We start from the raw sequence: 13204 nt of genomic DNA, 5'->3' as shown, positions 1-13204 counted from the left end.
ATGTTGCGTTATGTGAGTGAGATAAAAACAAATAACAGGCGGCAGATATATCCTGGTAGATGTTTTTGAAATTTAAATTTCGGATAATCCTTAGCAAAACAGGATAAATACTGTGGGTTATTTATTTCGCGGAAGTTCGCTCACCACATCAGCCAATAAATTGAAAACTTCGCTGAATAAGTGTTCGCAAAAAGGCGCAATTAATGGCATGAGGGCAGCCATTAACGAAATACCGATGGTTAATGTTAATGGGAAACCAATCACAAAGATCGACAACTGCGGTGCCATACGATTTAACAGCCCCAGCGCCAGGTTGAGCGTCAATAGCACGGTGATCACCGGCAAGGCCAGCATAAGCCCGTTGATGAAGATCATGCCGCCTGCCCGGGCGAGCGCCAGAAACGCATTACTGTTAACCGGGTTGTCGCCGACAGGAAGGGTATGAAAAGTATCGACCAGCAGCGAAATCAGCCATAAATGCCCGTTAAAGGTCAGGAAAAGCAGCATCGCGAGCATGTCGATGATTCGTGCAAGCACGGGCATATTGAGGTGGCTGGCAGGGTCAACAAAGGTGGCGAAAGAAAGCCCCATCTGTAATCCCATCAGTTCACCGGCGGTACGCACGGCGGCAAAGGCAAATTGCATGGTAAATCCCAGAGCTATGCCTACCATGATTTGCTGCATCGCCAGCCACAATGCGCTGGCGGAGAAAATTGGCACCTCGGTGGCGGGAAGCGAAGGGGCAATCACAAAGGTGATCATCATCCCCAGTCCCAGCTTTACCCGTTTAGGTACCGCGCGCTCACTGAGTATCGGTGCCGTCGAAATGAGCGCCAGCACGCGCAGCAGCGGCCAGAAATACAGATTAAGCCAGTATAGCCACTGTTCGCTCGTTACCTGCAACATCGCGCGTGTTACCCGATGATGTAGGGTAAATTGTTGAATAACGTGCGCACGTAATCCAGCAACAGGTTAAGCATCCACGGACCGGCAACGATAATGGCAATAAATACCGCCACAATTTTCGGAATGAAAGACAGCGTCATTTCGTTGATCTGGGTTGCTGCCTGCAAAATGCTGATAATCAGACCCGTGACCAGAGCGACAAGCAGGAGGGGGGCGGCGAGCGCGAGGGCGACTTTCATCGCCTCGGTGCCCATCATCATGACCGATTCAGGCGTCATTTCGTCCCCTAGCTGTAAAAGCTTTGTGCGAGTGAGCCAACCAGCAGTTGCCAACCGTCAACCAGAACAAAGAGCATCAGCTTGAACGGCAACGCAATGGTGGCAGGGGGAACCATCATCATCCCGAGCGCCATCAACACGCTGGCGATCACCAGGTCGATGATCAAAAAAGGAATGAATATGGTAAAGCCGATCTGGAATGCGGTTTTCAGCTCGCTGGTGACGTAAGCCGGGAGCAGGATGCGCATCGGAACCGCTTCCGGCCCTTGTAGCGGCCCGCTATTTGCCAGACGCGCAAACAGCGCCAGGTCAGCCTCGCGGGTCTGGCGTAGCATAAATTCGCGCAGCGGCTGCGCGCCTTTCTCCATCGCCTCCTGCATGGAAATCTTCTCTTCGCTGAACGGCTGATACGCATCGACGTAGATCTTATCAATCACCGGCGACATGATGAAAAACGTTAAGAACAGCGCCAGTCCTAGCAATACCTGGTTTGGCGGCGCAGACGGTGTTCCCAGCGCGTTACGCAGCAGGCCAAACACAATGATGATGCGGGTAAAACTGGTCATCATCAGCAGGATCGCGGGCAGGAAGGTCAGCGAGGTGATGAACACCAGCGTTTGCACGGGAAGCGTCCAGCTTTGTCCGCCGCCGGGTAATGGCTGACTGACCAGGCCCGGTAACTGAGCAAGTGCAGCGGGGGAGAAAAGCCATACACCCATGAGCGTGAGGGATAACAAACGACGCATCAGGATCTCCCGGGACGCTTTAGCAAGTTCTTCATCATGGCCTGAAAATCAGCAGGAGAGGCCGGTTCTTCGTCTGCACACCCTACGGCGGCAGGCAGGGTGTGGAGTAAATTGACAGAGGACGCCGTGACGCCAAGCACTAAACGCGCATCGTCAACCTCCACAATCACCACCCGTTCACGTGGGCCGAGCGAGGCGCTGGCAGACACGTTAAGCCCGCGGGCCTTGTTTCCCCTGGGCGCGAACCCCAGGCGTTTAATCACCCAGGCGGCGGCCAGTATCAGCACAATAATCCCCAGCAATGCGCCGCTGACCTGAGCAAGCGGCGAACCGGGAACGGCCGCAGGTTGTGAGACAATGGCCTGGGTTTTCATGATTAACGGCTCAGGCGACGCATACGCTCAGACGGCGTAATGATGTCAGTGATGCGTACACCGTATTTGTCGGCGACCACCACGACTTCACCTTGCGCGATCAGATAGCCGTTGATCAGAATATCCAGCGGCTCTCCGGCCAAACCGTCAAGTGCGACAACGGAGCCTTGCGTCAGACGCAGCAGCTCTTTGATCGTCATGCGGGTACGGCCCAGTTCAACCGTCAGTTTGACCGGAATATCCATGATCAGGTCGATATCCTGCAATGTACCGCTCACATCGCCGCCGCCCAGTTGCTGGAACACGGCATCGGCTGCACTTTTGCCTGTCGGTGTTTTTTGCTCGTTTAACGCGTCAGCCCACAGATCGTCCAATGCGCCATTGTTGTCATCGGACGGATTATTCATGTCACTCATTTGGGCTGTTCCTCATTCAGCGAATTCAAAATCGGGTTGATCAGATGTTCTACACGTAACGCATACTGACCGTTCACGGTGCCATATTGACTGGTCAGCACAGGTACGCCGTCCACATGAGCAATAATGCGGTCGGGTTTTTCAATCGGCAGTACGTCGCCGGGTTTGAGTTTCAATATCTGGGAAAGACGCAGCGGAACGTCGGCAAAGTTCGCTACCAGCTCCAGTTCTGAGTGCTGAACCTGACGCACAAGATTGTCGCGCCAGTTCTGATCCTCATGGCGTGAGTTTTCCAGCGGTGGGTTAACCAGCAGTTCCCGCAGCGGTTCAATCATGCTGAAGGGGAGACAGATATTGAACTCGCCGGTCAGGTTGCCAATCTCAACGTGGAAAGGGGTATTGACCACAATGTCGTTCGGAGAGGTGGTGATATTGGTAAATTTCACCTGCATCTCAGAACGCACATACTCCACTTCCAGTGGATTAATGGCTTTCCAGGCGTCGCTATAGCCTTCCAGCGCCAGTTTCAGCATGCGGTTGATGACGCGCTGCTCGGTGTGCGTAAATTCCCGACCTTCAACTTTGGTCGGGAAACGACCGTCGCCGCCGAACAGGTTATCCACGGCAATAAACACCAGGCTCGGGGAGAACACCACCAGACCCGTACCGCGCAGCGGTTTCAGGTGGATCAGGTTCAGGTTCGTCGGCACCGGTAAGTTGCGCGCAAATTCGTGGTACGGCTGAATACGGATAGCGCCAACGGTGATATCCGGGCTGCGACGCAGCAGGTTAAACAGCCCCATACGGAACTGGCGTGCGAAACGTTCGTTAATGATCTCCAGCGCTTGCAGACGCTCACGTACCACGCGGCGCTGAGTGTTGGGATCATAGGGACGAATATCGTTTTCGCTTACGATGCCCGTCGTCGGTTCGTCTTTGGTCTCGCTGTCGCCGTTGAGCAGCGCATCGATTTCAGCCTGAGAAAGAATACTATCGCCCATGTCTTTACCGCAGAATAAAAGCTGTATAAAGAACGTCGGTGACTTCCTGTTTCGGTTGTCCAGCAACGAGCGGAGTAGAGAGCGTCTCTTTAATGGCGTCAATCAGTTTTTGTTTGCCGTCTTCCGTAGAGAGCGCGGAGGCATCCTGACGGGAAAACAGCAACAGCAAACGGCTGCGCACTTCAGGCAGATATTCACTGAGGCGCGAGCGGGTCACTTCATCTTTCAGTCGTAGCGTCACGCCGATATACAGCACGCGATCCGCATCGCCCAGATTGACGGTAAACGTATCCAGCGCGAAAAACACGGGGGCGGCTGGCGGAGTCGGTTGTGCGGCTGCGCTGACAGACGGATGCGTCTGCATACGCCAGTAGCTATAGCCCGCGGTCGCGCAGGCGGCGAGGGTAATTAGCACCAGCAAAGGGATCCAAATAGAGCGTTTGCTCTTTCTGTTCATCGCGGAGTCAGTCATCTGATACGGGCTTCCTGTTTCGGTACAGCTTATTGGCTGATTATCCCGTGTCCTGTTCCCGTCAAAGCGTGGAAAAGACACGGATAATCATGCTACCTCTGGCGTTAGGCGAAGATATCCACCGCGCCATTGCCGCGGGACGCGTTCTGCAATGAGGCCGGTACGGCCAGATTGCCGTCATCGTCGGCGAGCGGGGACTCTTGCCCCTGCGACCGGGCGGTCTGTTGTTGCTGGGACGGTGCCTGCTGCTGCCCGCTAAAGCTTTCGCTACTGATACTGCTTTGACCCAGTTGGATTCCGCTTTCCGCCAGCTGTGTACGTAAGACCGGTAATGCCGCCTCCAGCGCGGCGCGGACGTGGCTATGCGCCGACACCATCTGCAAGTGCGCCTGGTTGTCATCAAGCTTCAGCGAGATTTGCACCTGACCCAGATCTTCCGGGTGCAGGCGCAGTTCGGCACTCTGCTGCCCCTGACGGGTGAACAACGTAATGTGCTGGCTAAGCGATTGCTGCCATTCATGGCTGCCCAACGGCGCGCTGAGCACCGGCGCGGCAACCGTCGGAAGCGGCTGCGGCTGTGCTGCCGGACTGCTGACCGCCGTCATTGCCAGGCCCGGCGTCACCGGGGAAGGACTGCTTTCGAGATCGGCTTTAGCGGTGGCTGCGGCGACCAGCGGCGTCAACGGCTGAGGCTGACCGGTCTCTGCGCCAGCGCTGTGGATTGCGGTATCCGTCTTCCCTTTTTTCCCCTCGTCAGAGGGGAACGTAAAGGCGAGCTCCTGAGCTGTCTGACGCGTCTCGCCACGCAACGTTGCGGTCAGCGAGGCACCGCTTTGGGTCGCAGCGCTGCTGACTACTGGCGTTACGCTCTGTTGTCCGGGCAGCATGGCAAACAAGGCGCTCAGATTGGCGAGGTCTTCGTCGCTGAGGTGCGGAGTTTTCTCGTCCGCTTGCGCGGATTTGTTCAGTGCCGTCAGCGCGCTGTTTTTCATCGTCGGCGTGAGCGTGGAAAGCCACTGCTGCGCGTCGCTCAAGGTGGTCAAGGTTTCGTCTGCTGCCAGATCCGGGCGCGCCAACAGGTCGGCCAGTTTTTCGGCAGGAGACACCTCGCCATGTTGAGACAACACGCCTTTTTGCAGCGGGTTACCCGCAGTTTGTATGTCGGCAAACGGCAACGAAACAGCTTTCCCCGGCGTGTCGTCCGCGCCTAACGCGCCTGCCAGCAGCGCCAGGAAATCCTGCGCGGCGTCGCCTGTTGTTCCGGCTTTTGAGCCGCCGGTCACGTCTGTCTCCGTCGTTACCAGTGGGGGCAATGTGATCATTCAGGTTTCCTCATGGCTGCACGCTGAGCAAATTCATCCATCTTTTTCTGATCCAGGCGGTTTTCAGCCAGTAAGGCTGCCGCGGTTTGTCGGTCTTGTAAGGTTTGCCAGGCCTGTAGCCGCTGTCGCTTTTCACGCCAGCTATTCAACGCAACGTCGACTTTTTGCGTCCACTGGTTGAGTTGATGGCGATGCTGCTCTATGGCCTTTTCCAGGGTCTGGATAAATTGCTGGTAATTGATCCAACGGTTGCTGGCAATCCCTTGTCCCATATCGGTATTGAGGTTGGTGCGGTATTCATGCTGATAATCGATCAGCATCTTCAGCTGTTCTTCTGCCTGCTGAAATCCGCGCCGCATTTCACCCAACAGGAGTGCGGCATCATCCACCTCCTTTTCAGCCAAATCTTTCAGCGTTGCCAGTGCGCCGTGTTGTGCCATGACGTTTGCCCTCCTGCTTTATCACACCGTCGGGAAAATCAGATCCAGAGCCTGAAGGGAGTCTTCCCAGTCCGCCCGTTCAAAAATACCTTGTTGCAGAAACGCCTCGAGCTGGGGCCACAACGCAATGGCTTTATCCAGCATCGGATCGCTGCCTTTGGCATAGGCGCCAACGCTGACCAGGTCGCGGTTACGCTGAAAGCTGGACAGCAGCTGTTTGAAATTGCGTACCCGCGCGTAGTGTTTCTCGGTAATGAGCGCAGTCATTGCACGACTGATCGACGCCTCTATATCAATGGCCGGATAGTGCCCGGCCTCGGCAAGACGGCGGGATAACACGATGTGGCCATCAAGGATCGCGCGCGCGGAGTCGGCAATCGGATCCTGCTGGTCGTCGCCTTCGGTCAGTACGGTATAAAAGGCGGTGATGGAACCACCGCCGTGAATACCGTTGCCGGCGCGTTCGACCAGCGCGGGCAATTTGGCAAAGACGGAAGGGGGATAGCCTTTTGTCGCGGGCGGTTCACCGATCGCCAGCGCGATTTCACGCTGCGCCATCGCATAGCGGGTTAATGAATCCATAATCAGCAGCACGTGCTGTCCGCGATCGCGAAAATCCTCTGCGATACGGGTGGCGTAGGCAGCCCCTTGCATCCGCAGCAGCGGCGACACATCCGCAGGCGCGGCGATCACCACTGAGCGCGCTCGTCCGTCGGTGCCAAGAATATTTTCGATAAAATCTTTTACTTCGCGGCCACGTTCGCCAATCAGACCCACGACGATCACGTCTGCGCGGGTATAGCGCGCCATCATGCCGAGCAGGACGCTTTTCCCGACCCCGGAACCGGCAAATAGTCCCATACGTTGACCGCGGCCGACGGTTAACAGGGCGTTGATCGGACGCACGCCGGTGTCCAGCACATGCTCAATCGCTGTACGCTGGAGTGGGTTAAATGGCGGGGTAATGAGCGCGCCCGTTTCGGTGGTTTCCGGGGAGGGGAGGCCGTCCAGCGGCTTACCAGCACCGTCCAGTACGCGCCCAAGCAGCGCCGGGCCCAGCGGCAATTGCTTACCACTTTGCAGTCCGTCGCCGTGACCATTTCTGGCATAAACGCGGGCGCCCGGCAGAATGCCTTCGACTTCTTCCAGCGGCATTAAAAACAGACGCTGGCCGTTAAAGCCGACAACTTCGCACTCGACTTCGTTGGTTTCAGCCCCATCCTGGCGCTCAATAATGCAGGTTGCGCCGAGCGGGAGTTGCAGTCCGGTTGCCTCCAGCACCAGTCCGGTGGCGCGGGTCAGCCGACCGTAGCGACGCACCGCAGGCAGTTGCGTCATTTTGGCTTCGAAGTTGTCCAGCGTGTTCAGCCAGCGGGTCAGGCGGGTGGTCATCAGACGACTCCGGGCGCTGCCAGACGGCAGAGTTCTTGCCAGCGCGTGGCGACGCTGGCGTCAAGATCGCCTTCATCCGCAGAGACTTTACATCCGCCATGATGCAGAGTGGGATCGCCGCGCAGACGCCAGCCGTGCAGACTGAGAGTTGCGCCGAGCATCTCTTCCACGCGTTGTAAATCATCGGGATGAACGCGCAACTGAGGCTTACCGCTGAACAGCGGCTCCTGTTGTAACAGCTGTTGGATCTGCTTAATCAACGCGGCATTATCCACCACCGGCGTCTGACCAATCACCTGACGCGCCGCTTCCAGCGCCATCTGCATCAGGCGTGAAGCTATAACGCTGTCCAGCGCATCCAGCGTGTTCTGAAACTCGCTGACCAGTTGCTGCATACGGGCGTGAATCGGCGCCTGCTGGGAACGCGCCTGCGCCTGGCCCTGTTCCAGACCCTGCGCCATGCCTTCCTGATATCCCTGCTGGTGGCCGGACGTTCGACCTTCCGCCAGACCGGCATTATAACCCTGCTCATGGGCCTGGATTTTCAACTGCGCCAGCTGTTGCTCAAGCTGCTGTTCGGCGCTCAGCGCGGGTTCGTCCTCGACATCGGCAGAGAGCGCATCGTCGTCCTGTTGTGCAGGGACAAACTCTGCAAGCGGCGGGGCGAGATCGTCCGGGGTCCAGATCTTCCACGGCAGTTCGTTAGACATAGGTATCCTCGCCGCTGCCAATTACCATCTCGCCGGTTTCCGCCAGACGGCGCACAATCAGCAGAATCGCTTTTTGTTCGTTCTCGACCTGAGACAGGCGTACCGGACCACGGTTGGCGAGGTCGTCGCGCAGGATGTCTGCCGCACGTTGCGACATATTGCGCAGGAACTTCTCGCGCAGCGGCTGCTCCGCACCTTTCAGCGCGATCAGCAACGACTCGGAATCCACTTCCTGCAGCAAACGCTGGATGCTGCGGTCGTCGACATCCACCAGATTTTCGAACAGGAACATTTCGTCGATAATTTTCTGCGCCAGTTCGCCGTCGAATTCGCGTACCGCAGTAATAACCGCTTCTTCCTGCTGGGTTTTCATCAGGTTGATGATTTCTGCCGCCGTTCTCACGCCGCCCATTTTGCTGCGCTTGAGATTCTGACCGTCGAGCAGGCCGTTCAGTACTTCCGTCAGCTCCGCTAATGCCGCAGGCTGTACGCCGCCGAAGGTGGCGATACGCAGCATCACATCGTGGCGCAGACGTTCGTCGAACAACGCCAGAATGTCCGCCGCCTGACCGCGTTTGAGGTGCACCAGAATGGTAGCGATAATTTGCGGGTGTTCGTCGCGGATGAGGTCGGCGGCGCTTTGCGGCTCCATAAAGTTGAGCGTTTCAATGCCGCTGGCGGTATCGCGGGTTTCGAGAATGTCTTCCAGCAGGCTGGCGGCACGCTCTTCGCCCAGCGCTTTCACCAGCACCGAACGCAGATATTCGTTGGCATTGATATTCAGCGCCGCAAACTGTTCGGCTTCCTGCTCAAACTCCGCCAGTACGTCCGCCAGCTGTTTGTTGGAGATCTGGCGGACATTCGCCATTGCCGCACTCAGGGTTTGTACCTCGCGTTGGGAGAGGTGTTTGAACACCTCCGCCGCGCGATCCTCGCCAATGGTCATCAGCAAAATGACGCTTTTATCGGTGCCGGAAAGGGTATTACTCATGATCGTTATTCATCCACTGGCGAATGACCAGCGCCACGACGCGCGGATCGTTGTCTGACATTTCGCGAATACGCTGGCTCATCACTTCGGCGCCCAGACGTTGATTCGCCCGACGCTGCTGCGTTTGCTCGTCTTTGCTGAGGCGAACCTCGACCGCTTCTTCGGTTTCCTGACGAACTTGCGCCTGTTCCTGCGCCGCTTTCGCTTCTTCAGCACGGCGGGTCAGTTGCGGACGCACCGCTTTACGCCACAGGATCCAGGCAACCAACAGCACCAACAGCCAGCGACCGCCAGAGATCAGTTGTTCGATAAAGGCCTGCTGTTTCCAGAATGGCAGTTCACCCGCGTTTTCATCCGTCGCGCTAAACGGCGAGTTCACTACATTCAGCGTATCGCCGCGCTTGTCGGAGAATCCCATCGCTTCACGGGTTAACGCCTCAATCTGTTTCATCTGATCGGCTGTCAGCGGTAACGGCTTACCGTCGGGCAACGTTTTATAGTTGACCACCACCGCCACTGAGAGACGCTGGACATCACCGACGTTCATCTTCGTGTGGCGAATGGTACGGTCTACTTCATAGTTGCTGGTTTCGTTACGCTGCGTACTGCGCGGCCCTGCCGAGCTGCTATTGCTGGTCTGCTGGGCGTTTTGACCATTTTGCGGATTGGCAGGTGGTGTGCTGATCGGCCCTGAGTTGGCTGGCGCCGGCTGATTAGACAGTGCGCCTGGAACGCCGCCGGGATACCCGGAACCGACCTGCTCACTGAGGTTAAGCTGGCGCGAACGCAGCACCGCTTGCGAATCATCGCCATTCGGACGGTACTGTTCTTCCGTCTGCTCTTTGTTGGCGAAGTCCAGTTGTGCCGTGACCTGCGCATGTACGTTGCCGTTACCGACGATAGGCGCGAGGATCGATTCGATACGGCGCTGCACGCGGCCTTCCACATCGCTGGCGTATTTCAGCTGTGCGTCGTTGAGATCGCGGCTGCTGGTATTTGACTGGGTTAACAGATGACCCGCCTGATCGACCAGCGTGACATTCCCTGGCGGCAGACCAGCGACGGCACTGGAAACCAGATGCACCACGGCGCTAATTTGCCCTTCATCCAGCGCGCGTCCCGGCTCCAGATTTACCGTGACGGAGGCCGACGGGGATTTCTGTTCGCGCACAAACAGCGATGGCTTAGGCATCGCAAGATGAACGCGCGCGTGTTTCACCGGTCCCAGCGTTTCGATGGTCCGGGCCAGTTCGCCCTCCAGAGCACGTTGATAGTTGACCTGCTCGCTAAACTGGCTGATACCGAACTTCTCCTGGTCCAGCAGCTCGAAGCCGACAGAACCACCTTTCGGTAATCCTTGCTGAGCCAGGCGCAGACGCAGTTCATGCACTTTATCGGCGGGAACTTCAATCGCACCGCTGCCTTCCGTAAAACGGTAGGGGATGTTCATCTGGGTCAGTTGCGTGACGATAGCGCCGCCATCCTGATCGGACAGATTGCTGAACAGCGTGCGGTAATCGGGCGCTTTTGCCCACAACACCATCGCAACCACAATGGCAATAGCGGCAGCTCCCGCCACAATCAGGGGGATTCTGGGATTCGCGCGTAGACGGTTAAGCCACTCGAGAGGTTTAGGTAGGGTTGCAGTCGATGCAGTCGCACTCATCTCGCACCTCGTGACTGATCGTGGACGGCGTTTTTTGCAAAGTGGAACAAGACTCACTCCCGGGTCAGCAAACTCGAAAAATTGACGGTCTCATTATTTGCGGTTTCGAATTTTTCTATGCCTCAAAAACCGAGGTTTTTTATCGTTATTTAACGCCTTTATCTTATTGACAAGCTGTTAATCTCTGCTGCGTAAAAAATCATCCAGGGGAACAGAATGTCAGCAATACAGGGGATTGAAGGGGTCATTAGCCAGTTACAGGCAACGGCGATGTCCGCGAAAGCGCAAGATGCGCTCCCACAGTCGACTGTGAGTTTTGCCGGTCAGTTACATGCGGCGTTGGATCGTATCAGTGATACATCGACAGCTGCCCGCACGCAGGCAGAAAAATTCACGCTGGGTGAACCCGGGATTGCGCTGAACGATGTGATGGCCGATATGCAAAAAGCATCCGTCTCTATGCAGATGGGGATCCAGGTGCGCAACAAACTGGTGTCGGCGTATCAGGAAGTGATGAGTATGCAGGTGTAGCGCAGCGACGCTATTATCCCTCTCTTTACAGTGACATTGTTTTTAAGCGCACTAACGGTAGCGTCGTTCGGTCTTGATGGACTGATGCCGACGCTTCCGCCTCTTCAGGTTGCAGAGATGTCATGCCACGTCATTCTTTAATTTGATATTTCGCATTCACCGCATTAATTTTCCCCGTGTATAGCGTATGCTTTTATTATTTAATATTCATTAAGGTTATGCTTTGGTGAAATATTATCAAAATAAGTAAAGTCTCTTTTATGAGCTCAATGGAGTAAAGCGTGATGATTTTGCTACTAAAGAGACAAAATGATAAAGGTGAGTTTGAGGCGTGTATTAGTGATGTTGTGGAATACGCCAAAGTAAAGTTTATTATTTTCAAATTAATTAGAACTTTCGATTTAGTCCTACTTCCTAATGTTATCTTAATATAAGCGCGTTAAACATATCCTAAACGAATTTACATCCCTGTCTGTTTCGGGGCGGCTATACCTCTGTTTAGCGGAATAACTATGAATTTGGATAAATTGTTTTCGGAAGAAAAAGTGGCCGGCGATTTTTGCTTTGATGGCCAGGTGGCGGGTGTGTTTGACAATATGGTCGATCGCTCTGTGCCATTTTATCAGGAGATCCAGCGAATGACCGGGGAGATGGCGGCAAGCTATGCCGTGCCGGGAACCCAACTGTATGACCTGGGCTGTGCGACTGGCACTACGCTGGCGTTGCTGGACAATCTGCTGCCGAACAGCGTCTCCTTTACCGGGATTGATAACTCGCCAGAGATGCTGGACAAATGCCGGGATAAATTTGAGCAGCTGGGATCTTCCCGCGATGCGCGCTTTCTCTGTCATGACCTCAGAGAGATGTCGGCGCTGAATAACGCCTCCGTGGTGACCCTGCTTTTGACGTTGATGTTTGTCCGTCCTCTGCACCGCAAAATGCTGCTCTCCTCAATTTGTCAGGGAATGAATTCAGGTGGCGCATTAATTCTGGTCGAAAAAGTGGTTTGTGAATCACCGGAGCTTAATCGTCAGTACATCAATTATTACTACAACATGAAACGTCGCCACGGCTACAGCGAACTGGAAATTAGCCAGAAACGCGAAGCGCTGGAAAATGTCCTCATCCCCTTTACTGAAGCTGAAAATCGACAAATGTTGTACGATGCCGGATTTAGTAGCGTCGAGGTATTTTTCCGCTGGTATAACTTCTGCGGAATGGTGGCCATTAAATGAGGGTATCGGTTGGTAATTTTCTATTTCGCACCCGCAATACGTTGTTTCCATTTTTATATTTAACGTTGTTTCTGGGTCATACGCGCGCTGTTGACGCACCCACCGCGATGCTGGTTATCGGCGGACTGATTGTGTTGGCCGGACAAGGAATACGCATTCTGACCGTGGGGCTGGATTACATTGTGCGCGGGGGGCGTAATCGCCAGGTGTATGCCGATAATCTGGTGCAGAGCGGATTATTTGCGCACTGTCGCAATCCATTGTACCTGGGTAATCTTTTGTTAATCATTGGGTTTGGCGTGATGGCCAATAACCTGTGGTATCTGACTATCACGATGCCAGTCCTCTTCCTGGCGTACACCTGTATTATTGCTGCGGAAGAACGCTACCTTGAGGGGCGTTTCGGTGAAACATATCGGCAGTATTGCGCCCGGACGCCGCGCTTGTTGCCACGTCTGACAGGGTTGCCCCAGACGCTGCGCACCTTTTCTTTTCACTGGCGTCGGGTGGTCGTGAAAGAATACAGCACGCTGTGCATTACCCTGTTGATGCTGGTGGCTCTGAGCGCCAGGGGGCTGAACACGGATCCGCAGGACTGGATGATTTCAGGGGCGCTTGCGCTGACCGTGCTGTTGGCCTGCTTAGGGGTTCGCATGCTGAAAAAATCCGGGAAACTCAGTGCGAGTTCTGCACGCTGACGGGCGATAGAGAGACTCCCGTTGCA

General features: G+C 55.4%; 15 protein-coding genes and 1 pseudogene. 3 read left to right on the top strand and 13 right to left on the bottom strand.

All coding sequences use genetic code 11. The annotated features are described in order from the left end of the window. Positions 1 to 129 precede the first annotated feature (129 nt). The 13 genes and pseudogenes from fliR to fliF form a co-directional block, all read right to left on the bottom strand. A pseudogene (fliR, locus tag AC07UY_RS18885) lies at positions 130 to 906 on the bottom strand (flagellar biosynthetic protein FliR); the annotation flags it as partial. 8 nt (positions 907 to 914) lie between these two features. Continuing rightward, entirely contained in the window at positions 915 to 1184 is a 270-nt protein-coding gene (gene fliQ / locus AC07UY_RS18880) for a flagellar biosynthesis protein FliQ (protein ID WP_162383191.1), read from the bottom strand. An 8-nt stretch (positions 1185 to 1192) separates the two neighbouring features. Further along, positions 1193 to 1930 carry a flagellar type III secretion system pore protein FliP gene (fliP, locus tag AC07UY_RS18875; RefSeq protein ID WP_494701752.1) on the bottom strand — a complete coding sequence of 246 codons (738 nt, stop codon included), beginning with the start codon at positions 1928 to 1930 and terminating at the stop codon, positions 1193 to 1195. Then, positions 1930 to 2307: a flagellar biosynthetic protein FliO gene (gene fliO, locus AC07UY_RS18870; protein ID WP_494661191.1), complete on the bottom strand. Its 378-nt coding sequence runs from the start codon at positions 2305 to 2307 to the stop codon at positions 1930 to 1932. The genes fliP and fliO overlap by 1 nt, the downstream gene beginning before the upstream one ends. Then, positions 2307 to 2720, bottom strand: coding sequence for a flagellar motor switch protein FliN (gene fliN / locus AC07UY_RS18865; protein WP_192612595.1), 414 nt, complete (start codon positions 2718 to 2720; stop codon positions 2307 to 2309). Before fliN ends, fliO begins: the two co-directional genes overlap by 1 nt. After that, entirely contained in the window at positions 2717 to 3721 is a 1005-nt protein-coding gene (fliM, locus tag AC07UY_RS18860; RefSeq protein WP_494661176.1) for a flagellar motor switch protein FliM, read from the bottom strand. Before fliM ends, fliN begins: the two co-directional genes overlap by 4 nt. 4 nt (positions 3722 to 3725) lie before the next feature. Further along, a complete protein-coding gene (fliL, locus tag AC07UY_RS18855; RefSeq protein ID WP_494701751.1) occupies positions 3726 to 4193 on the bottom strand; it encodes a flagellar basal body-associated protein FliL in 468 nt (155 codons plus the stop codon). A gap of 104 nt (positions 4194 to 4297) precedes the next feature. Continuing rightward, positions 4298 to 5515, bottom strand: a complete 1218-nt coding sequence (fliK, locus tag AC07UY_RS18850) for a flagellar hook length control protein FliK (protein WP_494701750.1) — start codon at positions 5513 to 5515, stop codon at positions 4298 to 4300. Next, positions 5512 to 5955, bottom strand: a complete 444-nt coding sequence (gene fliJ, locus AC07UY_RS18845) for a flagellar export protein FliJ (protein ID WP_192612591.1) — start codon at positions 5953 to 5955, stop codon at positions 5512 to 5514. The genes fliK and fliJ overlap by 4 nt, the downstream gene beginning before the upstream one ends. Positions 5956 to 5976: 21 nt before the next feature. Continuing rightward, a complete protein-coding gene (fliI, locus tag AC07UY_RS18840; protein WP_494661173.1) occupies positions 5977 to 7347 on the bottom strand; it encodes a flagellar protein export ATPase FliI in 1371 nt (456 codons plus the stop codon). Beyond that, positions 7347 to 8057, bottom strand: coding sequence for a flagellar assembly protein FliH (gene fliH, locus AC07UY_RS18835; RefSeq protein WP_203360834.1), 711 nt, complete (start codon positions 8055 to 8057; stop codon positions 7347 to 7349). The genes fliI and fliH overlap by 1 nt, the downstream gene beginning before the upstream one ends. After that, on the bottom strand, positions 8050 to 9048 hold the full coding sequence (gene fliG / locus AC07UY_RS18830; protein ID WP_494701749.1) for a flagellar motor switch protein FliG: 999 nt from the start codon (positions 9046 to 9048) through the stop codon (positions 8050 to 8052). The genes fliH and fliG overlap by 8 nt, the downstream gene beginning before the upstream one ends. Further along, positions 9041 to 10714, bottom strand: a complete 1674-nt coding sequence (gene fliF / locus AC07UY_RS18825; protein WP_494701748.1) for a flagellar basal-body MS-ring/collar protein FliF — start codon at positions 10712 to 10714, stop codon at positions 9041 to 9043. The genes fliG and fliF overlap by 8 nt, the downstream gene beginning before the upstream one ends. Before the next feature lie 216 nt (positions 10715 to 10930). Between fliF and fliE the strand changes: the two genes are divergently transcribed. From fliE to AC07UY_RS18810, 3 genes are all read left to right on the top strand, one after another. Continuing rightward, the gene (fliE, locus tag AC07UY_RS18820; RefSeq protein ID WP_494661171.1) at positions 10931 to 11245 is read left to right on the top strand and encodes a flagellar hook-basal body complex protein FliE; all 315 of its coding nucleotides are present in this window, start codon (positions 10931 to 10933) and stop codon (positions 11243 to 11245) included. Positions 11246 to 11757: 512 nt separating this feature from the next. Further along, positions 11758 to 12480, top strand: a complete 723-nt coding sequence (cmoA, locus tag AC07UY_RS18815; protein WP_494701747.1) for a carboxy-S-adenosyl-L-methionine synthase CmoA — start codon at positions 11758 to 11760, stop codon at positions 12478 to 12480. After that, positions 12477 to 13178, top strand: coding sequence for a methyltransferase family protein (locus AC07UY_RS18810; RefSeq protein ID WP_494701746.1), 702 nt, complete (start codon positions 12477 to 12479; stop codon positions 13176 to 13178). Before cmoA ends, AC07UY_RS18810 begins: the two co-directional genes overlap by 4 nt. The last annotated feature ends 26 nt before the right edge of the window (positions 13179 to 13204 follow it).

Source organism: Citrobacter sp. GW821-FHT02E08, assembly GCF_059421685.1.
Note: the sequence above shows the minus strand (reverse complement) of the source record. Positions and strands in the feature narration are given on the sequence as shown.